We start from the raw sequence: 25058 nt of genomic DNA on the forward strand, positions 1-25058 counted from the left end.
TATAATTAATGACACCATCTCAGAGATTGAAAAAACCGGAGGGCAGGTGCTGGTCATAATAGATAACCTGGAAAAGATCGATCCTACAAAAGCGGAGCATCTCTTTTATGATCATGCAACCCAGTTGACCCAGCCTCTCTGCAAGATCATCTACACGTTCCCAATATCCCTCAAAAGTTCTGATAACTTTATGCAGATAAAAATTAACTTTAGCGATGTTTTTATTCATCCTAATATCAAAATCCATGAACGTGAGGGGCCAAAACATCCCTATCCAAAGGGAAAGGAGTTCATGAAAGAGATTGTATTAAAAAGGGTCAGCTTGGAGATGTTCGAACCTGATGCTCTTGAGTATATCATCGATATGAGCGGAGGAGTGGTAAGGGAATTTATCAGGATTATCAGGGATTCGGCGGTACGTGCTATGACAAGGAAGAAGGACCTGATTGATAAGGACATTGCCGTTGAAGTAGTAAACGGGCTCAAGAACATCTATCAGGCCCAATTGAGTGATGAGGATTACCTGGTGTTGCAAGAGGTACACCAGACAAAGGATATAAAGAGGGATAAACATCTCGTGGGACTACTACATAATCTCAGTGTACTTGAATACAGGAATGAACGATCCTGGTGTGACCTCAACCCAATTGTCCGCGCTATTCTGGATGAGAAGAACCTGCTGTAACAATCGGTGCTTAAATTGGTATTCAATATGGAATTAACATCCGCCCATCTTTCCAAACTGGATGAGATGAGCACCCTTCTTTCCATTTCTGATGACCTGACTATTGCTTTTGTGCGCTGTAACGAACCGGTATTACGCCATGCCCTTGATAACGAGATCAGGCAACAGGTGGAAAATGAGGTTTTTATCTACGACATCCGGATGGATATTAATTCCACAAGTCTTATACAAAATTTGCGAGATGCAGTGCAATCGGATCTGTATAATGCTCAAAAAAAAGAGAATAAAAAAATCGCATTTTTCGTATTCGGCCTTGACGATGCAATTGAAAAGAAAAACCCGGATGGTGGATCTGAGGCGCTTTTGCTGCTTAATATGATGCGTGAGGAGTTCCTGGATATCAATCATACTATAATCCTCTGGATCAACAGTGCATCGTTATCCCTGATCCTCAAAGAAGCCCAGGACTTTTTTTCCTGGCGTACGACCGTGTTTGAGTTTGAACTGGAGAAGAAAGAGCTAATCAAAATGGTTGCTGATTTTGGAGAAACTGATCTGCAATTTTTAGATAAAGAAGAACTTGAAGAGCGCCAGGACTATTACACCAGATTATTGAAAGAATTCAAAGAAAAAGGATTCGAGGATGCTTCCAAGTTTAGTGATTGGAATTACAATCTGGGAATTATCAAATTGCTTATGGGATATGCGGATGAAGCACTGAAATATTTTGAAGAATCCCTAAGATTTTCAGAAAAATCAGGAGATAAAACGAAAACAAGCAATATTTTTGGTGTATTTGGCATGGCTTACAGCCATCTCGGGCAGGTAGAAAAGGCCATCGAGTACTATGAAATGGCGCTGGTGATCTCAAGGGAGATCGGGGATAAGCAAGGAGAAGGAACTCACCTTGAAAATCTTGGGTTGGCATACAGCCATCTGGGGCAGGTAGAAAAAACAATTGAATTCTATGAAAAAGCGCTTGTCATTGCAGAGGAAATTGGGGGTCGGCGCGGAAAAGGGGTTCGCTTTGGAGACCTGGGGAATACATACAGCTCTCAGGGGAAGATGGAGAAGGCCATCGAAAACTATGAAAAAGCGCTGGTGGTCTCAAGGGATATTGGGGATCGGCGAGGGGAAGGAGCGCACCTGGGAAACCTGGGAAATGCATACTTCAATCTGGGGCAGATAGAAAAAGCAGTCGAATATCATGAAAAGGGGATTGTCATCACAAGGGAAATAGGGGACCGGCGCAATGAAGGAGCACACCTGGTAAACCTGGGCTTGGCATACAGAAATCTGGGGCAGGTAAAAAAGGCAATCGAATGCTATGAAAAGGCGCTGGACATTGGAAAGGAGATAATGGACCCAAGAATAATCAACTTTTGCGAAAAGAATCTCAAATCAATTAAATCCTGAAACAAAGACTCACTCAAATCATCCTCTTCATCTTCCCAGCCACATCCCCCGGACTCTCCGCAACCACCACCCCAGCACTCTCCAGCGACTCGATCTTCTCCTTCGTAGTCCCGTCGCCCCCGCTGATAATGGCACCGGCATGGCCCATGGTCTTGCCCGGCGGCGCGCTTATCCCTACCACATAACCCACCACAGGCTTGGTCACATGCTCCCTGATGTATTCAGCAGCCTCCTGTTCGGCCGTGACCTGTTCAAGTACATTCTTGAGACAGATCAAGATGCAGATGCCGCATTGCTTGCAATATATTTATACGATTGGACTTAAATGACCAGCCACATCCCTGCAATTATGATGAGTATTCCTGATAAAAGCCGGGATGTCACCTTCTCACCCAGGAACTTCACTGCCAGAATGCTGGAGAATAAGGGTGTGATCGAGGCCAATGAGGTGGCTTGGGCCGTGCCGATATTGGTAAGACTTACAAAGAACATGTAACTCCCCAGTCCCATACCAAATATCCCGCCCAGGCCAATCACGGCCGAAGACCGCCTATCCAGCTTGAAGGCAGCAACAGGTCCCTTGTCCAGCGAAAAGAGCACATACATGGTCATCACAGAAATGGGCAGGCTAAGGAAAGTCCCCCATAAAGGTTCCACATAATAAAGACCAGTCCTGCTTGCGATTACGGAAAAAGCAGAGCAAATTGCAGACACAAGAGTGAACAGAATGGCCTTCTTCGGGTCTTTTTCACTGCCCGATGCTTTCTCCCTGCTCAGTACCAATATACCTGAGACAATGAGGATGGTTCCCATCACCACCCCTGGACCAATGGTCTCTTTCAGTATCAATCCGCTTAGCACAATGGTGAAGAGTGGAAAGGTGAATTTCAGGGGTTGGACCCTGGACACAGAGGCATATTCCAGTCCCTTGAAATACAGGTATCCCCCCAGAAGGAGCCTCAACAGCCCACCCAGAGAAAGAAAGAAAAAAGCCATTAACGGCACCGTAAGATCATAACCATAGAGCAATATATTCAGCATGAACATGAAGCCCATTGCTGCGGCTGTACGTACCAGTACCGCCGGGAAGGGCTTCACATCCTTCAGGCCGATCTTGTACAGCACCGCAGATATTGACCAGAAAAGTGCGGCCAAGATTGCCGATATTTCCCCGATACCTATCATATAGTACCGTGATGCTCTGAAAAGGATTTAAAGTTTGTATGGCAATTGGATATCAGCAATTTTTAAGCATCAAACGCTGCAGTATAAATAACCACCAGATAAAATTGATTTTAGCCATTTTGCCATTATTTCCTTTACCTCTTCATGTGTGTAGAACTGACCACTTTCTGCATAAGAAAATGGAGGTTGTACCTGATCTTCCTTTTAAGTGTATAAAAAATAAAAAAACTGAAAAAAGATATGAATAAGTTTAAGAAAGTTAACGGCATGAGTGTAAGAATACCATTGCCTTTATCGAAATCAGGGTTTAGATCAATATAAAATCTTATATGTAGATTATTGGAGCTTTGCCAAAATAATTTTTCCTTCTCAGAAGCCTGTGTTATCCAGCCCACTTTTCTGACAAAAGGTTTGTTTTTGTCAACCATTTCCAAACCGAACTCATCAGCCAATTGCATCATGAGTTTTTCAATTTGTGAAGGAATAATACTGTCATATTTTGGATAAACTTTATAAATATACTTTGCTAATCTGGCATACACGCTTGGATTGATAGGAGAAACCAGATAGTAAACCTCTTTATTCGGATGAAGTATTTTAAATTTTATTGCTTCTTTAAACCAGAAAGAAATATTGGCATTTTTATGTCTATACTCAGGCAGTAAGCCTGCTTCAGCTCTAAAAATAACTAAAGGCTTATCATCAATAAATTTTTCAAAATGATGAACAGCAAAATATCCTATTACTTCTTTTTTTCTTTTATTGCGATATATAAATATTTTTGTAACATCAGCAGGTGAATTAACCACGTAATGATCAAATTCCTTTTCATTAAGGCCTGTAAAAATCTGTTTATGCACCTTATAGAGACTTTCGCTAAGACTTTGTCGCTCCTCACGCGTTAGCTTAGAAGGATAAATTGTTTCAGCACTTACTACTTTTGGCATCTATAATATCCCTGAACTTGAATCTCAGTTATAAGCACATCAGGCATTCAGTTTTTCCCTTATGAACTTCACCGTACTCTCCATAGTGGCTCCGGGAGTGAATATTTCCGCTATACCCAGTTTCTTCAACTCAGGGATATCCTCCTGCGGGATTATTCCTCCGGCAATGACAATGACATCTACACCCCTCTTCTTGAGCAGTTCCATTATTTTCGGACAGAGTGTCATGTGTGCTCCCGAGAGGATACTCAGTCCTACTACATCCACTTCATTCTGCAGCGCTGCCTCCACTATCTGCTCCGGCGTCCGGTGCAAACCAGTATAAATAACCTCCATCCCGGCATCACATAGCGCTCTCGCAATAACCTTCGCCCCCCTGTCATGTCCGTCCAACCCTGGTTTTGCTATCAACACAACAATCTTTTTTTTCTCCATGTTCCCTCCTAAAATATGGTTTTTTCCTTATATTCACCAAACACTAAACGCATAACATCGCAAATCTCCTCGACTGTCGCCTGGGCACCTGCACACTTCACCACCGGATACATCAGATTCTCAGTTCCTTCAGCTGCCTTTTCAAGCTTCTCCAGTGCATCCTGCACCTTTTTTCCATCTCTCTTTTTACGTAACTTTTTCAACCTTTCTATCTGTGCACGCTGTACTGCTTCATCAACCCTCAGCGTTTTAGAAAACTTTTCCTCCTCCATCTTGAATTTGTTTATCCCGACAACGATGCGAGCGTCACTTTCTACCTCCCGCTGGTACCTATATGCAGCATCGGAGATCTCCTTATGGAAGAATCCTGTCTCTATACCCTTTATCACGCCTGTGAGCATCGGGTACTCTCCCTCTCCCATGGACCGGATCCGTTCCATGTACTTCATCGCCTGCTCCTCTATCTCATCAGTAAGCCATTCAATGAAGTACGAGCCTGCAAGCGGGTCTACGGTATTCACAACGCCGCTTTCATGTGCGATGATCTGCTGCGTTCGCAGCGCTACCCGGACTGCCTTTTCTGTTGGTGTTGCATATGCCTCGTCATACGAATTCGTGTGGAGCGACTGCGTTCCTCCCAGAACAGCGGCGAGCGCTTCCAATGTCGATCTTATAATATTATTCTCAGGCTGCTGTGCCGTTAAAGAGCATCCTGCGGTCTGGGTATGGTAGCGAAGCATCCACGAGCAGGAATTTTTTGCTCCATATCTCTCGCGCATAATTCTTGCCCACATCCTGCGCGCGGCACGGAACTTCGCAATCTCCTCGAAGAAATCCTTATGGGAGTTGAAAAAAAAACTCAGCCTCGGTGCGAATTGATCGATCTGCAGCCCTCTTTCCAAAGCCGCCTCCACATATGCTGCACCGTTTGCAAGCGTGAAGGCAATTTCCTGCACTGCTGTGCAACCTGCCTCACGCATATGGTATCCACTTATACTTATGGAATTCCATTTCGGCACGTGTTGTGCACAATACTCAAATATATCAGTCACGAGCCTTATCGATGGCTCTGGAGGAAATATATAGTTGCCGCGTGCCACATATTCCTTAAAGATATCGTTCTGCACGGTTCCCCTGAGTTTTTCCTGCGCTACACCTTGTTTCGCAGCTACCGTGATGTACATTGCTAGCAGCACATTAGTTGGTGCATTGATAGTCATGGAAGTGGTTACTTTATCCAGTGGAATTCCTCTGAAGAGAATTTCCATATCCTGTACAGAATCTACGGCGACGCCGACCTTGCCAACTTCTCCATCTGCCAGAGGATGATCTGAGTCATATCCAAGCTGCGTTGGCAGATCAAACGCAACGCTAAGCCCTGTTTGCCCCTGCCCGATCAAATACTTGTAGCGCTGGTTCGTGTCCTTAGCCGTTCCGTATCCTGCGTACTGGCGCATCGTCCACAAACGACCACGATATCCTGTTGCATGCACCCCCCTGATGTACGGATATTCTCCCGGAAATCCGAGGTCCTGCATATAATCCTTCTGCTGCGGCAGATAGAGTCTCTGTACAGGTATGCCTGAGAGTGTCCTGAACTCCTCGCATGATTCTGCCACACTATCGAGAGTCTTTCGAAGCACTCCGTCTTCCCACTTGCTGCAGTGCTCCTTTATTTCCTGCAATTTTTTCTCATCAAACATCAATACACCCCATCATGCCTTCCCAATATCCCCATATCTAAGAAGGAGAAACCCGTATATCTCCTTAACGGTTGGCATAAGTATGAACACTATCGGCTGTACCGTTTAGGCTCGAACTTGAACCTTCCTGGTTCTGACGGAATCTGTGGTTTTCAAAATATGTCGGAAGATAGCGGCCATGGATGCCGTTTTATGATGCGCAAATTCACTCGAATATACTATGAACCGAACCGCTGGTATACGCAGATTTGTTAATCGAGATTCTGCGGATGCTAGAATTTCATAGCGATTGATGTGCAATCTCAGTATTTCCACAACTGTAAAGACTTATCGTTAGTGACCACAGAAAACGTCAGAACCAGAAACCTTCACTGCCCGGTCTTTGAGCCACGGCAATCTACTGCTCGAACCTGAACCCATAAATATCCTTTTCACCAAGCGTTCTGAGTTTCCCCCATCTTGGTCGCAACCGCAGGCCGACTTTGATGTCATCGCCTGTCAGCTGACCCAGTGCTCTGACACCATTTGGAAACTCGACTATGCCAAGCAGCAGGGGTGACATCTCGATTCCCTCGGGTAGCACATAGAGCTTCGTGTAAGTGAGCAACTTGCACTCATTGCCCAGCTCGACCTCTTCGAAATCGGTACCCTTGCAACTCAGGCAGCGTGCATGCCTTGGGTAATGCAGCCTGCTGCAGCCCTTGCACCTGAATCCGGTCATTCGCTCCTGCATCAGTCCATCCTCTCCAAGATATGCACAACGACATTGTTTCCAAATCCGCCGAAGTTGCAGCAATAGGCCCGCTTAGCGCCACTGACCTGCCGCTCTTTTGCCTCGCCTCTCAGCTGCCAGGCGAGCTCAATGATCTGCGCCACGCCTGTCGCCCCTATCGGGTGACCCCTGGCTTTAAGGCCGCCCGAGGGGTTGATCGGCAGCTCACCATCGAGGGCCGTTTTACCTTCTTCGAGCGCCTTTGCACCCTCTCCCTTCCTGAAAAAACCCGCATCCTCGCTCTGTGCAATTTCAAGAATCGCAAATGCATCATGGAGTTCAGCCACGTCGATATCGCTCGGCCTGAGCCCGGCCATCTCAAATGCCTGTTTAGAAGCGAGCTGTACTGCCTTTAGCACGGTTGGTTCTTCCCGCTCGTGTACGGCATGTGTATCAGTCGCCTGCCCGAAACCAGCTATTCTCACGGGCGCATCCGAGTATTTTTTTGCTACGTCTGCGGGACAAAGTACAACAGCTGCAGCTCCATCGCTTATCGGGCAGCAGTGGTAGAGCCGCAGCGGGTCAGCGATCATCACCGAGTTCATGATCTCCTTGATGGTTACGGCTTTTTGAAGGTGGGCGTATGGGTTTTTGAGGGCATTTGCATGGTTTTTTGCTGCCACCATCGCAAGATGCTTTTCGGTAACGCCGTGGTGCTGCATGTAGAGCCTTGTGAACATTGCAGCTAACGAAGGCAGGGTCACACCATGCACATACTCCACATCGGGTTGGCTCAGTGTCGCAACAATGTCAGTGATAACGTTGGTATCCACATGTGTCATTTTCTCTCCTCCGGCCACCAGCACCAGGTCATAAGCTCCGGATGCAACGGCGAGAAGACCCATTTTTACAGCTGAACCTCCCGAAGCCGGGCCGTTTTCCACCCGGTCAGCTGCTGCCGGCAATAAGCTGAGTTGATCCACAAGTGCACTGGCGATCGCGGTCTGGCGGGTAAGTTCACCTGCTGCAAAATTTGCGACGTAAACGGCATCGAAATCACGATCGCCTGCACCAGCATCGTTGATCGCCCTGAGCGAAGCCTCTGCTAAGAGGTCCATTAACCCTTTACCTTCGAGCCGCCCAAACTTTGTCATCCCGCATCCGATTATAGCTACATCTCTCAATTGCATCACTCCTTTGACTTACCCAAGTTCTCACTTCCTGACCATCTCAATTGCATTTTTGCATCCTTTTGATCGCATCGATTATTTCATTAACAGAAGCCTCTTCCTCGATCGTGGATATATCTCCCATATCTTTTTTAGTCCATATTGCTTTCATTACTCTCCTCATTATTTTACCACTTCGGGTTTTTGGTAACATGTTCACAAATTCGATACCCCTGATTACCACAAATGGACCCATGTTTTCCCTCACATGTAGCAAGAGTTCTTTTTTTAGTTCTTCCGAAGGCTCAAAGCCACTTTTTAATACAACAAAAGCACATGCAACTTGCCCTTTCAGCTCATCCGGCACTCCTGATACACCCGATTCCACGACAGCCGGATGTGACATGAGTGCATTTTCAATTTCTATAGTCCCAACTCTATGAGCAGCAATTTTTATCACCTCATCGGATCTGCCTACGAACCATATGTAACCATCATCATCTTTGTAAGCAGCATCTCCGGAATAATAACTCTTTGTGGATGGAATTTTTTCCCAGTATTCTTTTAAGTATCTCTTATGTTCCTCCCAAAGAGTTGGTGAAAGCCCGGGGAAAGGTTCTTTTACAATTAAAATGCCTTTTTCTCCAGCAGGCATGGAATGACCGCTTTTTTCGTTTACAATATCCACTTTGGTTCCTGGAACAGATATTGCAGCAGACCCAGGCTTAATAGGTAATAAGGACAAGCCATAAGGATTCGCAATTAGGGGTCCTGCAGATTCGGTCTGCCACATGTGATCAATTACAGGGATTTTATTCCCAAATACTTCTTCGTAAAGCCATTGCCACGCTGGTGGATTCAAGACCTCTCCTGCACTGAAAACTCTTTCTACTGAACTTAAGTCATGCTTGCGCGCTTCTTCAATTCCAAGTTTCATTAATCCTCTTACACCTGTAGGAGATACCCATAAACCTGTCACTTTGTTTCTTTCTATTATGTCCCACCACATATCTCGCCTGGGATAATCGGGGGTGCCGTTATACAAGATAGAGGTACAGCCGGAGAGTAGCGGACCATATACATTGTAACTATGGCCTACTATCCAGCCAATATCTGACGTGCAAAACCATACATCACTTTCCCTTAATTTATAGATCCATTGACCCATAGCATGTATATATATTTGATATCCTCCATGGTTGTGGACGGTGACCTTAGGTGTTGCTGTAGTACCTGATGTAGGAAGTAAAAAAAGTGGCTCGTTAGATTCCATCTTCTCTACAGCAGAACTGTTGCCTCTGCCCATTTTTAAAAAATCCTCCCAATAAATGTCTTGCCCTTTCATTAAGGTCATCTCTTTATTCTTGTTTTTCCTGAGTACAACAACTTTCTTGATCTCGCCGGGATAGATTTTTAGTGATTGGTCAATCGTTTTCTTAAGTGGTATTGTTTTTCCTCTTCTTGTCCCCTCGTCTTGTGTAAGAATGTATTTTGCACCTGTGAGTTTAAGACGGTCAGCTACAGCTTTTCCGGAAAATCCAGCAAATATTACAACATGAATGGCTCCGACTCTTGCACATGCAAGCATAGCCACGACAGATTCGATACATGTAGGAATATAGATCGCTACCCGATCTCCTTTTTTCACGCCTATGCCCCTCAAAGCAGATGCACATTCCATCACCATTGCAAGAAGCTGTCCATAGGTCACAACTTTGATTTCATCTGTTTCTCCTGACTCGGCGATTAATGCTGCTCTGCCTGCTCTGCCTTTTTCTATATTGTAATCCACACAATTGTAACAAATGTTTGTAATACCGCCCGCGTACCACTTGAAGATGTCTTCATCCCAGCTAAATGCCTTGTCCCACTTTCTAAACCAGTAAATCTCGTCCTGGGCTTTTACTGCCACTTCTTCCCAAAATGATTCGAAGTCTTCTTCCCCCCACTTTATGAAACGACCTACATGGGGAGGTATTATTTGCATTTTTATTTTCTCATTCATAGTATTCTTCCCTCTTTTGAGCTACTTTACAGTGAGTATAACGGTCACACTCATATCTGAACTCCCGGACAGGGATTCGGACGTTGTTGTCGGTTTTAGATGACTCGTTCATATCCCAACTTACCTGGCCCCTGACATCACTTATGAAAACATTGCCTTTAGCAGCTACGCCAGAGGCATCAGTAAATTTCCTATCATTTTCGCGTTCATCCGTTAATATTGATACTTCTCAATTTTTATCTTTTAGAAAAATCTGACTATGTCAGGTTAAATCAAGCTGTTTATTTTCCCGGCCACATCCACAGGACTATCAGCCACCGCCACCCCCGCACTCTCCAGCGCCTCGATCTTCTCCTTCGCAGTCCCGCCGCCCCCGCTGATAATGGCACCGGCATGGCCCATGGTCTTGCCGGGCGGGGCGCTCACACCCACTACATAACCCACAACGGGCTTGTCCACATGTTCCCTGATGTATTCAGCAGCCTCCTGCTCGGCCGTACCCCCTATCTCACCGATCATCACAATTTCCGAAGTTCCAGGGTCATTCTCGAACATCTCAAGTGCATCAATGAACGAGGTGCCGATAAGCGGGTCGCCGCCGATACCCACACAGTTGGACTGGCCTATGCCCTGCCTGCTTAACGCATCCACCACTTCATAGGTAAGTGTGCCGCTACGGGATACCACACCCACATTACCTTTTAAAAAGATAGAATCCGGCATGATACCCACCCTTGCCTCGCCCGGTGTGGTGATGCCGGGACAGTTGGGGCCTACCAGCCTAACATCCGAGTCTTCAATGCTCCTGAACACCCGTACCATGTCCTTAACAGGTATCCCTTCAGTAATGCACACGACCAGCGATACACCGGAATCCACAGCCTCCAGGATGGCACATGCTGCATGGGGCGGAGGTACGAAAATAATAGATGCATTTGCATCTGTAGTGTCCACTGCTTCTGGCATGGAATCAAATACGCTCACCCCTTCCACCACCCGGCCGCCCTTGCCCGGTGTAACACCTGCTACAACCTTTGTGCCATATTGCAGCATAAACCTGGTCTCAAGAGTACCTACATTACCTGTAATACCCTGCACAACAAGCCGGGTGTCCCGGTCCACCAGTAAGCTCATGAAACCAACCCCACAGCAATACCAGCCGCTTCTGCCGTACTTTGGGCAACAGACACCTTTGCATCTTTTAATATCTCCCAGCCCTTTTCCTGGTTCGTCCCTGTCAACCTGACGACTACCGGAATATCCAGTCCCTGCAAGGTATCATGGATGCCCTCAGCGATCTCGTCGCACAGGGTCAGGCCGCCGAACATGTTAATGAGCATCACTTTAGTACGCGGGTTGGAAGCAGTGATCTCCACGGCCCGTCCCACATGGAAAGCATCCGCACCACCCCGCACGTCCATAAAATTGGCAGGAGTGCCGCCTTCCCTGCTGATCATGTCAAGCGTGGCCAGTGCCAGGCCAGCCCCGTTCACTATACATCCGATATCACCATCCATTGCCACATAACTCATCCCCAGCTTCTTGACCTGTACTTCCAGGGGGTCCAGGTCTTCCAGGTTTTTTTCATACAATTGCTGCATAGCAAGCTGGCGGAACAGGGCGTTGTCATCGATATTTATCTTTGCATCCAGGGCCACCAATCCCCCGTCCCCTGTTAAGACAAGGGGATTTATCTCTGCCAGTGTACAGTCAAGTTCGTCATAGATTGTATATAGGCTGTTGACCATCCCTGATAAAGAAGTTACATCTGAAATACCCAGCCCTGTTGCCGTATGTTCTAATTGTTCGGGCTGTGGACCCGTTTCCGGGTCGATCAATTCTTTATGTATGAGATCAGGCGATGTTCTTGCCACCTCTTCAATATCCACACCACCACTGGCGCTGGCTATCAACAGGGGACGCCTGGAAGTGCGATCAAGTGCAATTGAAAGATAAAATTCCTGTTTGATGTCCACACTTTGCTCTACCAGTACCTTTCCCACCGGCAGGCCCTTAATGGTAAGACCCATGATACGTAAGGCAGTTTCTGTGGCATTTTCAGGCGTGGCAATTGCGATACCGCCTGCTTTCCCCCTGCCTCCCACCAGCACCTGGGCCTTAATAGCTGCTGTCTGGAACTGCCGGACTGCCTTTGATGCCTCTTCAGGCGTGTTGCACATAATTCCTTCAGGTGTGGGGATACCGTAATTTCTGAATATCTCTTTTGACTGGTATTCATGAAGCTTCATCGTTTACTGCCTTCCTTTTTGTCTTGTATTTAGAAACACTACATATTTAATTGCCCTGTAAGTACCATTGGGTTTTGCACTGGGCGGCGTTCATTAAATGTTCAATGACGTGTTAGGGTTTTGGTATGGGTTTTAGAGACTTATTGTTATTTCCTGAAACGGTTTATAACCACAGAGTGCACAGAGAAAACAGAGAAAACAAATAAGGGATTAAGTAAAAGATTGCAAACGACATCCATCGGCTACTCTTCCTTGCTTTACGCAGCCTCTACTTCTCCAGCACCCTCGGCCACACCGCCAGCCCGATGATCAGCGCCAGCACAAACACGAACACCGTACCCAGGTAAGTATCATTCACCGTATACGCCACCGAAACCGCACTCTTCCCCGCCGACAGCACATAGAACAACGCACCCACTGCCAGCGCTGTCACAGCACTAAAACCAAACGTCTTTGCAAACTGTACCGCCATAATCATACCGCCTCCTGCCGCTTCAGTTTGAACCGCTTGAGCAGCAGCGCATTAGCAGTCACAGACACCGAACTCATAGCCATGAACAGCGCCGCCAGTGCCGGAGCGATCACATACGGCCCGAACAGGCCCACTGCAATAGGAATACCTGCCGTGTTGTAGGCAAAAGCCCAGAACAGACCCTGCTTTATCTTGCCCATTGTCCGCTTGCTCAGCTCAATGCCGGACACCACGTCCCGCAGGTCGTCCTTGATAAGTACTATCTGCGCCGATTCCATGGCAACGTCCGTACCGCTGCCAAGCGCAATTCCAATATCAGCCTGCATCAGTGCCGGTGCGTCATTGATTCCGTCACCCACCATTGCCACCTTCTGCCCCTCAGCCTGCAGTTTCTTCACTTCCGATGCCTTATCCCGGGGCAGCACCTCTGCAAGCACCCGGTCGATACCCACCTGCCTGGCAATAGCCTCTGCCGTTAGCCTGTTGTCGCCAGTGATCATCACAGTGGTGATACCCATTTCCTGCAAATATTCCACAGCCTCTGCCGAATGTTCCTTCAGGGTATCTGCCACTGCAATGACACCCATGATCTCGTTATCCTTAGCTATGAGCATGGCAGTCTTGCCGTCATTCTCCATCGCTTCCATGATATTGTTCAATGGCGCCGGGTCCATCCCGTTATCAGTCATGAGCTTCCGGGTACCAAGCAGCACCCTGCTGCCCTCATAGGTCACCTGGACCCCGTGTCCTGCGATGGCATTGAAGTCCTGTCCGTCCGGAATATCAATTCCCCTGGCCGCAGCCCCCTTCACTATGGCCTCACCCAGCGGGTGCTCGGAGCCCTTCTCGGCAACGGCAGCCAGCATGAGCACCGTATCTTCACTGACCCCGCTAACAGGTACCACGTCTGTCAGTTGTGGCTCACCCCTGGTCAGTGTACCGGTCTTGTCAAACACAATAATATCCAGATCCTGTGCCGTCTCCAGCGCCTCGCCGCCCTTAATAAGAATACCATTCTCTGCACCCTTGCCTGTACCAACCATTACGGCTATAGGCGTGGCCAGTCCCACTGCACACGGGCAGGCAATGACCAGCACGGTAATGGCAATCAGCAGCGCTGCTAAAAACGGACTGGCAATCCCATAATTTGCAGCAATATCCAACCTCTCGAACCCGATGAAGTACCAGTAAAAGAACGCAACAAGTGCAATACTCATAACTGTAACTATGAAATGACCTGCCACAATATCGGCAATCCTCTGGATGGGTGCCTTGCTGGTCTGGGCATCCTCCACCAGTTTGATTATCTGTGCCAGTGCCGTATCTGCACCGACCCTGGTGGCTCTGTACTTGAACGACCCTGTCTTGTTGATGGTAGCACCGATGACCTCGTTGCCCACGTTCTTCTCCACCGGGATGCTCTCACCTGTCAGCATGCTCTCATCCAGGGCCGAGCGTCCTTCTATCACAGTACCGTCCACAGGCAGTTTCTCACCCGGACGTACAACCACGATATCGCCCGGCTTCACATCCTCAATGGGTACTTCACGCTCTATTTTGTCCACCACGATGCGGGCGGTCCTGGCCTGCAGCCCCATCAGTTTTTTAATGGCCTCAGAGGTCTTGCCCCTGGAGTTTGCCTCCATGTAGCGCCCCAGCACAATGAACGCGATCAGCATCACAGCAGTACCGAAGTACTTGTGCTCGAATCCCGCGCCCAGGTCAAGGAACACACTGGCCGTACTGATGAGGTAGGCCGAACCAGTGCCCGCCGCAATCAGCAGGTTCATGTCAGTAGCACCATGCTTCAGCCCCTTGTAGGCACCTGAGAAGAACTGCCGTCCGGGCAGTAGCATTACCAGTGTGGCAAATATGAACTGGAAATAATCGTTACCTAAAAATCCCATAATACCGGGTAGGGCATTTACCAGCGGGGCGATGTTCTGCCCCATCTCGCCGACGGATACCGGTACTGCCAGTATCAACGCGAGGATGAGGTTGCGCTTCTGGGATAGTATCTCCTTTTCCCGGGCTTCCCGCTCCCTGTCCACATCCACACCTTTAATTTCCTCTGCCCCGTATCCGATATCGGTAACAGCTTTAATAATATCCTGTACTGTTATTCTGCCTGGGTCGAATTCCACAGTACCTTTTTCAGTGGTCAAATTCACTGAGACCTTCAAGACACCATCCAATTTTTCCAGACCCCGCTCAATGTTCTGGACACATGAGGCACAGGTCATACCAGTTATATGCAAAGTGACACTCTTACCAACCACACCATAACCCAGATCAGTGATGGTTTTGGTGAACTGCCCGGGACCGACCTGCGCCGGGTCGTATTCCACGACTGCTTTTTCTGTGGTCAGGTTCACCACCGCCTTGATGACACCGGGGATTTTACCCAGGCCTTTCTCGATCTTCTGGACACAGGACCCACAGGTCATACCTGTGACGCCTATGGTGGTATTCTCAGTCCTGTCAGGAGGGGATAATTCGGTCTTGTGTGGTGGAGATTGTGCGGTTTTGGGTCGTGGTGCCTCATCTTTTGCTTCAGTCGTAACACGTTCCCTGGCTATGCCTTCGGTCATAAGCTTCATACCATCAAGAGTGGGAACCGGACAGGTTTCTTCTTCTTCTACCACCTGGTATCCGGTGTCGCGCACCGCCTGTTTTATCTGTTCAATATCTATCATGGAGGAATCGTAGGAAACTACGACCTGGCCAGTTTCAAGGTCAACCTTTACCATAGTGATACCGTCAAGGGCCGCAATGGCATCATGGACCAGCATCTGGCAGTGCTGGCAGGTCATCCCCTCGACCTTAATTCTCACATATTCCACTTAAAAACCTCCAGGGCTCTTGATAAAAATTATACTTTGTAACCGCTCTTTACTATGACCCCTTTCAGATCCCTAATATCAATCTTCCCAGAATCGTAATAAACTTTTGCTTATCCCGGCTCAAGGGTAACCTCCACATCCATGACATCTTCTCCAAAATAAACGTTTCAATCTATTGAAGAAACAGGAACCAATTACTCATAATAGAGCATCCATTTTAAAAGGTATGGCAAAATGCAAAATTAATATAGACACAGATTACACTGATTTTCACAACAACTATTAATCTGTGTAACCAGTGTAATCTGTGTCTCTAAATTCCGAGCAATATGATCAATTACCATTTAATTTGAAAGGGATACACAATATACAAGAATCTCAGATTGCCTGAGAACTAAGATACAAAAGTCTTTTAGTCATCCGGTTATCCACTGCTTGATCTGCTTGACATCAGGTATTTTACCAGCGACCTTCACCTCGCCGTCTATCACAATCCCAGGTGTCATCATCACACCGTAATCCAGTATCCGGTTGATGTCCTCGACCTTATCCACCTGGATGTCAAGACCCAACTCATCCACAGCCCGCTTAACATTATCAGTGACCTTTTTGCATTTTGCACAGCCAGTTCCTAATATTTCGATCTTCAAACTTATCCCTCTTTAAAATCTTTCAATTATGATTGCTTCAATATTTATTGAAACCATAATACTTAAGTATAATCATTTCAATATGATTTGAAATACTATGTTGGATACATTATTATCTGCCGGAATTGATGCCCTTCGTGAGTACTTAGCCCTTCATGTGCTCCTGTGCCTGATACCGGCCTTCTTTCTGGCAGGTGCCATTGCTTCCCTCTTTTCAAAAGAGTCGGTGCTCAAATACTTTGGCGCTGATTCGCCAAAATATATTACCTACCCGGTCGCTGCCATCAGCGGCGTAATGCTGGCAGTCTGCAGTTGCACAGTACTGCCGCTGTTTGCAGGCATCTACAAACGTGGGGCTGGCATAGGGCCGGCCACTACCTTCCTCTACTCGGCTCCCGCCATCAACCTGCTTGCCATCGTGTACACGGCAAAAATACTGGGTTTTGATATAGGAGTGGCAAGGGCCGTAGCTGCCATTGGGTTATCTGTTGTTATCGGGCTTACCATGTCAGTTGTTTTCCAGAATCACAATAAAATGCCAGGCTTTAAAACTAACGGTGATGACAGAAATATAAGAACCACCATTATTTTCATATTGCTGCTGGCAATCCTGGTCTTTGCGGGAATAGCGGCAACGATGTTAGAAAAAGCGGCAGTTATACTGCTCGTCCTGATAACCATTGCACTGTCATGGCTCTGGTACACACGTGAAGAATTAAAAAACTGGATGCAAGAGACCTGGTTCCTGGTAAAACAGATTACGCCCCTGCTGTTTGCGGGAGTGTTCCTGGCAGGTGTCATAGTAGCCGTGCTGCCAGGTGAATTTGTCGCAACCCTGGTGGGAGGAAATAGTATTTCAGCAAACCTGATATCTTCGGTCTCGGGGTCATTAATGTATTTCTCCACACTTACTGAGGTGCCCATAATCAGTGCATTGACAAAATTGGGTATGGGCAAGGGACCTGCACTGACCATGCTGCTGGCCGGGCCGGCTCTCAGCCTGCCCAATATGATCGTAATATCCAGGATAATGGGCACAAAAAGAACAGGTCTTTACATTGCCCTGGTGATATTTGCAGCCCTTGTATCAGGGATCATTTTTGGAAATATGGTTGCGTGATAGAGGTGAGATAAATGGAAACCATACAATGTTACTGCAAATCCGGCAACGTGGGTATATTTCCCTGTGTCGGTGCAGCAAATGTGGGACAATTGAGAATAATCCTATATCGGGACCATCAATCAGATTGTTAAGCAAGCTTTTTTCAGCTACCGCCTTGTTTACCAATCCACTCACATATCTCACTATTTTCAGGCACCTTCCCTTCACACATCACCTTACCGTCAACCACCACAGCAGGAGTAACAGCCACCCCGTAGGTCATTATGCTCTCAATATCTGTTACAGGTATGACCCGAAACTCTGTCCCCAGCACAGCTTGCACTACCGCATTCAGCGTATCATTGTACTGCTTTCCCCCTATACCCAGCACTTCGACCTTGTGCTTGAGACCTTTCCGGCAGTCAAAACATACTACTTCATCCCCTTCACAGTTTGTGGTAAAGGTCTTGTGGCACACCGGACATGTGACCTCGTGCAGGCTGCTTTTCTTTTTCTTCAGGGCATAGTCCACGAGGGCAGCATTAAAACAACTGCACCCTTCCTTTTTATCCATAAGTTCATACCTCGATCTCAATGGCCCTGCTTGGGCAGGTTACCTTACACAGCATACAGAGTTTGCATTCATCCGGCTTGGTCGCAATACATACTCCATCATGTATTTCCAGGCTCCGGCTCTTGCACACTTTTACACAATCGCCGCAGCCGTTACATTTTGCTTCATCGATTATCAATTTAACCATGACTTCTCCATATATTTCAATTAAATAAATTCCTGGACTTAAGACATATCTTTACAAGTGCCAGCATTACCGGTACTTCAATCAGGACTCCAACTACTGTTGCCAATGCAGCACCCGAGTTAAGACCAAAATGCATGATGGATACAGCAATTGCCACTTCAAAATGATTACTCGCACTTATCAGTGCGGTAGGCGCTGCATCTTCATATGACAGACCAATTAATCCGGATATGCCGTAACCAAGGATAAAGATGAAAAACACCTGGATCAACAGCGGTACAGCTATCATCAATATGACTAAAGGTTCCTTAATGATCACGTCACCCTGAAGACTAAACAGAGTGATCAGGGTTATCAGCAATGCTAAAATAGCAATATTGTGCATCACAGGGGAAAATGTATTCCCAAACCAATCGGCACCTTTTCTCATAAGCAGCTCTTTTCTGGAAAAGTAGCCTGCCACCAACGGCACACCTACATATAATCCCACTGACAGAGCTATGGTCTGCCAGGGCACTAAGATTTCACCGACCCCCAATAACCATCGTGCCATGGGTGCATATAATATTAACATGACCAGACTGTTGATGGCAACCATGACCAGTGTATGACCCTGATTACCTTTTACCAGATAACCCCACACGAGCACCATAGCCGTACAAGGAGCAATGCCCAATAATACCATTCCGGCAAAGTATTGCGAGGGCAGGTCCATATCTCCCATCAACGTAGGTGTAACAGTATCTGGTAAGAATGGAGTGAATATTACTTTCATAAAGACCCAGGCAAAAAAAAGCATTGTAAAGGGCTTTATCCCCCAGTTTACGAATAATGTTGTTAAAACAGGTTTGGGTGTCTTACCAGCTTTAATGACTTGTTTAAAATCAATTTGCACCATGATAGGAAAAATCATAAAGAACAGCAGAACTGCAATGGGCAGGGATACACTGTATACTTGCATTGAATTGATAGAAGTTGCCACTGCTGGAAATGTCTTGCCTAATAAAAGACCTGCAATGATACAGACAATTATCCACATTGTGAGATATTTCTCAAAGAATCCTAATTTCTTCTTGTCTGACATTTTTTTGCACCAAATATCGGGTTATGTGGCATTTCAATGATTATTGAAATGATCACGTATATATTTTTCTGAAAACGACCGGGACACACTTATCAGCAGTAATGATGGGAGAGCAATATTTATACTATAACATGTCTAAATATATTTACATATATGTTGAGGATTACTATGTTAAGAACAATAATTTTAATCCTGGCTTTGATAGTAATTATGCAGCCTGTTACAGCCTCGGATCTACTTATCTATATCAGACCTGGAACCCTGGAGAACCAAACCGGGGGTTTTGTCCTGATGTATCCATTTGAAAATATAGTAGAACAAGGTCAGACTGTTACATTTAAGAACGAGGATCTGCACAGAAGACCATTTACCCTGGTCAGTGAAGAAAACCTGTTTCCTCCAAACATCCTGACATTCAGAAGAAGTTTATCCGTACAATTTGATGACCTTGGAACTTATAATTTCTATCTGGAAGAAAAACCGACAGTTACAGTTCAGTTAACAGTTGTAGATTACGATTCCGACAATGAGCCTCAGGCAAACCAGTCCCCTTCCCATGAACAGGAAGTTGTAGAGGAAAATAATCCATGGGCAGCCATGAAAGATATACCTGGTTTTTGCACAATTGCTACATTAATGATGCTTATTCTCGCTATCATGATAGTAAGAAAAAAAGAATAGACTGAATTATTGAAAGCCTGAGACGAAAAATAATTATTAAATGAGAGAAGGGCTGAATAATTACAAATTATGATGTATGAAATTACTCAGTGGTGATGTGTATGCTGAAGAAAACCATTACTGTACTGATACTCCTTGCAATCATCCAGCCTGTCTGGGCCATTGACCCTGTCATCACGATAAATGTACCTGTAGCAGAGGAACCCACAGAAGGGTTCTCTGTGTATCCTGAAGGAACCACCTTCCAGCAGGGCCAGAACATCTCCTTTTTCAATAATGACAGGAACCGACGCTGGTTCACATTGATATGTGACAAGAACATTTTCGTGAATGAGACCACCGGTGAAGCTACAAATGAATCATACATGTCCTTCAGGCAGCGCACCCGACTGCAGCTTGATGAGCCCGGGGTTTACAATTTCCATCTGCTTGAAAAACCCACTGTCACCATCCGGATAGCAGTGATAGGTGATGATTCCGCTGAGATAATAGATACCCAGGATATACCAAAGGATATGCCTGAAACTGGAAGTAATGATTTTTTCAAAAGCCTGGGTGAACTGCCAGGCCCTGGAATATTGACTGCCTTTATGGTGCTTATCCTTGCTTTTCTGACACATAGAACCAAGGAATAAGTCATCACAAAGATACAATTATGTAGATGGCCATCTATCTACACCCCCTTAAATACCAGGACGCTGATGAACCATGTTCTTACAATTTAAATCACAGGTTACCCAAGCCTTGACCTCTGCCCTTGAATCAAACGGTCTGGAAGTAACATACCTGAGCCTTGAGGAGTCGGTCCATGCAGATATTGCCTCATCGGTAGCGTTCAGGCTGGCTCCGGTATGCAGGAAAAGCCCGGCTGATATAGCCTCAATGCTGGCTGCATCCATCAATGTACCTGAAAACGGACTTATCGACAGAGTTGAAACAAAGGGGCCGTATCTCAATTTCTTTATCAACCAGACCTTCCTGGACCGGACCGTGTCTGCCATACGAGCACAGGGACACGATTACGGGAGCCAGACCGGGCGCGGAAAAGTCATTCTGGAGCACACCTCTGCCAACCCCAACGGCCCCCTGCATGTGGGACATATCCGCAATTCCATTATCGGGGATACACTTGGACGCATCCTGGAAAAAGCAGGGTATGAGTTGGAGACCCAGTACTACATCAATGACATGGGCAGGCAGATAGCCATTGTCTCATGGGCGCTGGAGCATTTTGATTTTGATACTGAAAAGAAATCAGACCATGCCATCGCAGACATCTATATCCAGGCAAACAGGGTGTTGAACGACGAACCTGATAAAAAGGCCGAGATCGATGAACTGATCCAGCGCATCGAACACGGTGACCCGGACGTGACAGAGCGCTTCAAACATGCTGTTGATCTTGCCATGGAAGGTATCAAACAGACCCTGGGGCGCATGAACATCCACCATGATTCATTTGCCTGGGAATCCACATATGTCCGTAATAGCAGTGTCAGCACCACAGTGAGCCGAATAAAGGATACGGGCAGGACTGTCATTGATGATGGTGCCCTGATGGTCGATCTGTCTGATTATGGTTTTGAGAAAAAACTGGTGATACAGCGCAGTAACGGCACATCCCTGTACACAACCAGGGACCTGGCATACCACCTATGGAAGGCCGGACACTGCGACAGGATGATAGATGTGCTGGGAGCGGACCATAAACTGATATCCGGTCAGTTGAAAGCAGTGTTGAATGCACTTGATGAGAACGAACCTGAGATCGTGATCTTCGAGTTCGTATCCCTGCCCGAAGGCAGTATGAGCACCAGGCGGGGTAAGTTCATCAGTACCGATGAACTGCTGGACCAGATAAATACCCAGGCAATGGTGGAAGTGGAGAAACGCAGGCCTGACACATCAGATGATTTTAAGCAGGAAGTAGCGAACTTCGTGGGTATAGGAGCAGTCAGGTATGATGTTGTTAAGGTGTCACCAGAAAAATCCACGGTGTTTGACTGGCGTGAGGCACTGGATTTTGAGAAACAGGGTGCCCCGTTCATCCAGTACAGCCATGCCCGGGCATGCAGCATACTGGCCAATGCTAAAGGATCAGGTGTAAAGCTGGCAGACCTTAAACATAACATATCCATACTGGTGGAAGACCAGGAAATCGAACTAATAAAACATCTGGCCCGCCTTACTGCAGTTATCGATACGGCAGCTGTGGATCTAAAACCCCATCATCTTGCCACATATGCAAGGGAAGTGGCCGATTCTTTCAACCAGTTCTACAGGTACGTACCTGTGCTAAATGCCGAAGTCTCCCTGCGGGATTCAAGGCTGGTACTGGTGGACTGTGCAAGGAATGTGTTATCAATCGTGCTTGACACTCTGGGCTTACATGCACCAGAGAATATGTAAAGAAATACCGAAAAAGTAATTATCATTCTGCTCCTATCACAGGTGATCAGATTTTGAGGTCTACAAAATGAAATACCATGCCGAAGTTACCATCGGGCTAAAAAGCGGGATGCTTGATCCCGAAGCTACTACTATCCAGAAGGCACTCGAACACCTGGGATTTCCAACTGATTCACTGGAAATGCAAAAATGTTTTGTTCTCGAACTTGATGCGCCTTCCAGGGATGAGGCCAAATCCAGGGTGGATGAGATGTGCAGGCGGCTGCTGGCAAATCCTGTGATACATAATTATGATATAGAAATAGAGGAATCAGGATGAAGATCGCTGTACTCCAGTTCGGCGGCAGCAATTGCGACTATGATGTGCAGTATGTGCTCACTGAGGTTGTGGGCGTGGATGCCGAACTTGTTTGGTACAAGGACGAACTAAAAGGATATGATGGCGTGGTAGTTCCCGGAGGATTCTCGTACGGCGATTACCTGCGGGCAGGCGCTATAGCTGCCAGGGCACCCATTATGAATTCGGTCAGGAAGATGGCGGATAAGGGACTGCCTGTAGTGGGTATATGTAACGGGTTCCAGATACTGGTGGAATCTGGATTATTGCCTGGTGCACTTATGACCAACTGCTACCCGAAGTTCAGGTGTGATCGGGTCAACCTGAGGGTGGATAATAATACATCCCCGTTCACAAATTCTTTCAAAAAAGGCCAGGTCATCAGGATACCCATTGCACACATGGAAGGCAATTATTTTGCACAAGAGCACACCTTATCCGAACTTAACTCACAGGACAGGGTCGCATTCAGGTATGTGGATGAGCAGGGTAATGCTACCAGTGAGGCAAACCCCAACGGGTCCAGTGAGAACATTGCGGGAATCCTTAATGAGCAGGGTAACATACTTGGGATGATGCCTCATCCGGAGCGGGCATCTGAAAATATTCTCGGTTCCAAGGATGGTAAAAAGATATTCGACTCGATGGTGGAATATATTTCATCATTTTAGTTATTGCTGGTATCTGGAAAGACTATCTTTATAAGCATATACACACAAATATTTAGTGAGATGTTTAACAAGATCAAACGGTATATTAAAATCCTGCAGGTTTTTCATAAATATAAACTTTACAGCATTTTATTAAAAGAATATAAGCAGAAACAAGAATCTGTGGATCTTTGTACCTGTCCTATCGACTTTGATCGCAAGTCAAATTCCGTCAAATTGCGTATGGCATTTGAGGAACTGGGGCCCACATTCATCAAGCTCGGCCAGGCCATGAGCAAACGACCTGATATTATACCAATTGAATATGGCAAAGAACTTGAGAAGCTCCAGGAAATGGTAAAGCCCTATGATTTTGAAAGAATGCAGCCAGCATTAAGTTTGGGTTTCTGTCCCGGATCGAAAGAAACCGGGAGATATTCCATAGATATTTTTGATAAATTTAACACAGAGCCAATAGCCAGTGCCTCTATTGCCCAGGTATATGAAGCTGTATTGAATGGGGAGAATGTGGTGGTCAAGATCGCCAGGCCTGGTATGATGGACGTGATCAATCTTGACCTGGATATACTCTATGACCTTAAGTTCATCTTTGTAAAACTCCTGAGGATCAAAACCCAGATCGATATCGACGGTTTCCTTGAGGAATTTAAAATAATGCTTAACCGTGAACTTGATTACCGCAATGAAGCCCTTAATATGGAACGTTTCAGGGAGAATTACAAGAATATCAAACAGGTTCGCATTCCCAAAGTATACTGGGAACTTACAAGTGATAAAATACTGGTAATGGAACATATCTATGGAGTGCCGCTAAGGGATTTCAGGACGTTTAGTTTGGATAAAAGAAAGAGGATCGCAAAACTCATCTCGTCCAGCTTTCTAAGGATGGTTTACATTGATGGATACTTCCATGCTGATCCTCATCCCGGTAACATATTTGTAATGAAGGATGGCGGCATCGCATACCTGGATTTCGGCGCAGTGGGTAAACTGGACTCGGAGATCAAAAAAGGAATGTACTCGATATTCTATGGTGTCTATATAAAAGATGTGGATCTGGCGGCCAGATCATTCCTTAAACTGGCACGTAAAAGCCCGGATGATATCGATATCCATGCCTTCAAATGGGATGTTGACGAGCTTATTACCAGACAGCACTATGGTAAGGGCGAACGCCATAGTGATGATTTTGTCAAACTTGCACTGAAATATGACCTATCCCTGCCGAGGACCTTCTCACTCCTGGAAAGGGCCCTTGTACTTATAGAAAGTACCTGTCTTGATCTTGACCCAGAGTATAATATTATGAGTGATGTCAAGACTCTTTCCAAAGAGATTGCACGTTCAAAATATTCACCGACCAGGTTGTTAGAAGATTTCCAGATGGAATGGGATAACTTCTATGACCTTATGAAAAATGTCCCTACAGGTATAAATGACATTTTTGAAAGTGTGAAGATGTTTAAGGAGGCGAATGTAGCTAAACAGGAAAATGCCATTGAGAACCGAAGGTTCATAATCTCTATTTTTCAGAACATGTTT

At 46.3% G+C, this 25058-nt stretch carries 24 protein-coding genes and 1 pseudogene; 9 read left to right on the forward strand and 16 right to left on the reverse strand.

The annotated features are described in order from the left end of the window. The coding region (locus tag HF974_10050) for a hypothetical protein (protein ID MBC2698649.1) at positions 1–685 on the forward strand (685 nt) is incomplete at its 5' end. Between the two features lie 27 nt (positions 686–712). After that, on the forward strand, positions 713–2101 hold the full coding sequence (locus tag HF974_10055) for a tetratricopeptide repeat protein (protein ID MBC2698650.1): 1389 nt from the start codon (positions 713–715) through the stop codon (positions 2099–2101). A gap of 13 nt (positions 2102–2114) precedes the next feature. Here the strand turns inward: HF974_10055 and HF974_10060 are convergent. The 13 genes and pseudogenes from HF974_10060 to HF974_10120 all read right to left on the reverse strand — a co-directional run bounded on the left by HF974_10060 (position 2115) and on the right by HF974_10120 (position 16471). Beyond that, a pseudogene (locus tag HF974_10060) lies at positions 2115–2345 on the reverse strand (succinate--CoA ligase subunit alpha). A gap of 77 nt (positions 2346–2422) precedes the next feature. Continuing rightward, positions 2423–3286 carry a DMT family transporter gene (locus HF974_10065; GenBank protein ID MBC2698651.1) on the reverse strand — a complete coding sequence of 288 codons (864 nt, stop codon included), beginning with the start codon at positions 3284–3286 and terminating at the stop codon, positions 2423–2425. Between the two features lie 134 nt (positions 3287–3420). After that, positions 3421–4233, reverse strand: coding sequence for a hypothetical protein (locus tag HF974_10070; GenBank protein ID MBC2698652.1), 813 nt, complete (start codon positions 4231–4233; stop codon positions 3421–3423). A gap of 39 nt (positions 4234–4272) precedes the next feature. After that, positions 4273–4668: a cobalamin B12-binding domain-containing protein gene (locus tag HF974_10075; GenBank protein MBC2698653.1), complete on the reverse strand. Its 396-nt coding sequence runs from the start codon at positions 4666–4668 to the stop codon at positions 4273–4275. An 8-nt stretch (positions 4669–4676) separates the two neighbouring features. Next, a complete protein-coding gene (locus HF974_10080) occupies positions 4677–6374 on the reverse strand; it encodes a methylmalonyl-CoA mutase family protein (protein ID MBC2698654.1) in 1698 nt (565 codons plus the stop codon). 394 nt (positions 6375–6768) lie between these two features. Continuing rightward, a complete protein-coding gene (locus HF974_10085; GenBank protein ID MBC2698655.1) occupies positions 6769–7104 on the reverse strand; it encodes a hypothetical protein in 336 nt (111 codons plus the stop codon). Further along, on the reverse strand, positions 7104–8267 hold the full coding sequence (locus tag HF974_10090) for a thiolase domain-containing protein (protein MBC2698656.1): 1164 nt from the start codon (positions 8265–8267) through the stop codon (positions 7104–7106). Before HF974_10090 ends, HF974_10085 begins: the two co-directional genes overlap by 1 nt. A gap of 46 nt (positions 8268–8313) precedes the next feature. Beyond that, a complete protein-coding gene (locus HF974_10095; GenBank protein MBC2698657.1) occupies positions 8314–10257 on the reverse strand; it encodes an acetate--CoA ligase in 1944 nt (647 codons plus the stop codon). Between the two features lie 267 nt (positions 10258–10524). Beyond that, positions 10525–11391 (reverse strand): succinate--CoA ligase subunit alpha, encoded by an 867-nt coding sequence (gene sucD, locus HF974_10100; protein ID MBC2698658.1) that lies wholly within the window; start codon positions 11389–11391, stop codon positions 10525–10527. After that, positions 11388–12506 carry an ADP-forming succinate--CoA ligase subunit beta gene (gene sucC / locus HF974_10105; protein ID MBC2698659.1) on the reverse strand — a complete coding sequence of 373 codons (1119 nt, stop codon included), beginning with the start codon at positions 12504–12506 and terminating at the stop codon, positions 11388–11390. Before sucC ends, sucD begins: the two co-directional genes overlap by 4 nt. Before the next feature lie 268 nt (positions 12507–12774). Beyond that, positions 12775–12984: a hypothetical protein gene (locus HF974_10110; GenBank protein ID MBC2698660.1), complete on the reverse strand. Its 210-nt coding sequence runs from the start codon at positions 12982–12984 to the stop codon at positions 12775–12777. Further along, positions 12981–15821, reverse strand: coding sequence for a heavy metal translocating P-type ATPase (locus tag HF974_10115; GenBank protein MBC2698661.1), 2841 nt, complete (start codon positions 15819–15821; stop codon positions 12981–12983). The genes HF974_10110 and HF974_10115 overlap by 4 nt, the downstream gene beginning before the upstream one ends. A gap of 416 nt (positions 15822–16237) precedes the next feature. Further along, positions 16238–16471: a thioredoxin family protein gene (locus tag HF974_10120; protein MBC2698662.1), complete on the reverse strand. Its 234-nt coding sequence runs from the start codon at positions 16469–16471 to the stop codon at positions 16238–16240. A gap of 97 nt (positions 16472–16568) precedes the next feature. Here HF974_10120 and HF974_10125 point away from each other — a divergent pair, with 97 nt between their 5' ends. After that, complete coding sequence (locus tag HF974_10125) at positions 16569–17591, forward strand: permease (GenBank protein MBC2698663.1); 1023 nt, start codon at positions 16569–16571, stop codon at positions 17589–17591. Positions 17592–17736: 145 nt separating this feature from the next. On the opposite strand, the gene HF974_10130 is transcribed toward HF974_10125, so the two are convergent. Genes HF974_10130 through arsB form a run of 3 tightly spaced genes read right to left on the reverse strand, consistent with a single transcriptional unit; the run spans position 17737 to position 19418 of the window. After that, positions 17737–18147, reverse strand: a complete 411-nt coding sequence (locus HF974_10130) for a thioredoxin family protein (GenBank protein MBC2698664.1) — start codon at positions 18145–18147, stop codon at positions 17737–17739. 4 nt (positions 18148–18151) lie between these two features. Beyond that, a complete protein-coding gene (locus HF974_10135) occupies positions 18152–18334 on the reverse strand; it encodes a 4Fe-4S binding protein (protein MBC2698665.1) in 183 nt (60 codons plus the stop codon). Between the two features lie 16 nt (positions 18335–18350). Next, positions 18351–19418, reverse strand: a complete 1068-nt coding sequence (gene arsB / locus HF974_10140) for an ACR3 family arsenite efflux transporter (protein MBC2698666.1) — start codon at positions 19416–19418, stop codon at positions 18351–18353. 168 nt (positions 19419–19586) lie between these two features. Between arsB and HF974_10145 the strand changes: the two genes are divergently transcribed. From HF974_10145 to HF974_10170, 6 genes are all read left to right on the forward strand, one after another. Beyond that, positions 19587–20099, forward strand: a complete 513-nt coding sequence (locus tag HF974_10145) for a hypothetical protein (protein MBC2698667.1) — start codon at positions 19587–19589, stop codon at positions 20097–20099. Positions 20100–20200: 101 nt separating this feature from the next. Next, entirely contained in the window at positions 20201–20734 is a 534-nt protein-coding gene (locus tag HF974_10150; protein ID MBC2698668.1) for a hypothetical protein, read from the forward strand. 73 nt (positions 20735–20807) lie between these two features. Then, on the forward strand, positions 20808–22508 hold the full coding sequence (locus HF974_10155; protein ID MBC2698669.1) for an arginine--tRNA ligase: 1701 nt from the start codon (positions 20808–20810) through the stop codon (positions 22506–22508). A gap of 67 nt (positions 22509–22575) precedes the next feature. Beyond that, positions 22576–22827, forward strand: a complete 252-nt coding sequence (gene purS, locus HF974_10160) for a phosphoribosylformylglycinamidine synthase subunit PurS (protein ID MBC2698670.1) — start codon at positions 22576–22578, stop codon at positions 22825–22827. Beyond that, positions 22824–23516 carry a phosphoribosylformylglycinamidine synthase I gene (purQ, locus tag HF974_10165; protein MBC2698671.1) on the forward strand — a complete coding sequence of 231 codons (693 nt, stop codon included), beginning with the start codon at positions 22824–22826 and terminating at the stop codon, positions 23514–23516. The genes purS and purQ overlap by 4 nt, the downstream gene beginning before the upstream one ends. 60 nt (positions 23517–23576) lie before the next feature. Then, a partial coding sequence (locus HF974_10170; GenBank protein ID MBC2698672.1) for an AarF/ABC1/UbiB kinase family protein occupies positions 23577–25058 on the forward strand: 1482 nt, incomplete at its 3' end.

The organism is ANME-2 cluster archaeon, assembly GCA_014237145.1.
Taxonomy (GTDB): domain Archaea; phylum Halobacteriota; class Methanosarcinia; order Methanosarcinales; family Methanocomedenaceae; genus Methanocomedens_A.

Excerpts from the sequence above, each read along its gene's own strand:
- HF974_10055 (MBC2698650.1), top strand. The coding sequence starts at position 713 with ATGGAATTAACATCCGCCCATCTTTCCAAACTGGATGAGATGAGCACC.
- HF974_10065 (MBC2698651.1), bottom strand. The coding sequence starts at position 3,286 with ATGATAGGTATCGGGGAAATATCGGCAATCTTGGCCGCACTTTTCTGG.
- HF974_10070 (MBC2698652.1), bottom strand. The coding sequence starts at position 4,233 with ATGCCAAAAGTAGTAAGTGCTGAAACAATTTATCCTTCTAAGCTAACG.
- HF974_10075 (MBC2698653.1), bottom strand. The coding sequence starts at position 4,668 with ATGGAGAAAAAAAAGATTGTTGTGTTGATAGCAAAACCAGGGTTGGAC.
- HF974_10085 (MBC2698655.1), bottom strand. The coding sequence starts at position 7,104 with ATGCAGGAGCGAATGACCGGATTCAGGTGCAAGGGCTGCAGCAGGCTG.
- HF974_10095 (MBC2698657.1), bottom strand. The coding sequence starts at position 10,257 with ATGAATGAGAAAATAAAAATGCAAATAATACCTCCCCATGTAGGTCGT.
- sucD (MBC2698658.1), bottom strand. The coding sequence starts at position 11,391 with ATGAGCTTACTGGTGGACCGGGACACCCGGCTTGTTGTGCAGGGTATT.
- sucC (MBC2698659.1), bottom strand. The coding sequence starts at position 12,506 with ATGAAGCTTCATGAATACCAGTCAAAAGAGATATTCAGAAATTACGGT.
- HF974_10110 (MBC2698660.1), bottom strand. The coding sequence starts at position 12,984 with ATGATTATGGCGGTACAGTTTGCAAAGACGTTTGGTTTTAGTGCTGTG.
- HF974_10125 (MBC2698663.1), top strand. The coding sequence starts at position 16,569 with ATGTTGGATACATTATTATCTGCCGGAATTGATGCCCTTCGTGAGTAC.
- HF974_10130 (MBC2698664.1), bottom strand. The coding sequence starts at position 18,147 with ATGGATAAAAAGGAAGGGTGCAGTTGTTTTAATGCTGCCCTCGTGGAC.
- HF974_10135 (MBC2698665.1), bottom strand. The coding sequence starts at position 18,334 with ATGGTTAAATTGATAATCGATGAAGCAAAATGTAACGGCTGCGGCGAT.
- arsB (MBC2698666.1), bottom strand. The coding sequence starts at position 19,418 with ATGTCAGACAAGAAGAAATTAGGATTCTTTGAGAAATATCTCACAATG.
- HF974_10145 (MBC2698667.1), top strand. The coding sequence starts at position 19,587 with ATGTTAAGAACAATAATTTTAATCCTGGCTTTGATAGTAATTATGCAG.
- HF974_10150 (MBC2698668.1), top strand. The coding sequence starts at position 20,201 with ATGCTGAAGAAAACCATTACTGTACTGATACTCCTTGCAATCATCCAG.
- HF974_10155 (MBC2698669.1), top strand. The coding sequence starts at position 20,808 with ATGTTCTTACAATTTAAATCACAGGTTACCCAAGCCTTGACCTCTGCC.
- purS (MBC2698670.1), top strand. The coding sequence starts at position 22,576 with ATGAAATACCATGCCGAAGTTACCATCGGGCTAAAAAGCGGGATGCTT.
- purQ (MBC2698671.1), top strand. The coding sequence starts at position 22,824 with ATGAAGATCGCTGTACTCCAGTTCGGCGGCAGCAATTGCGACTATGAT.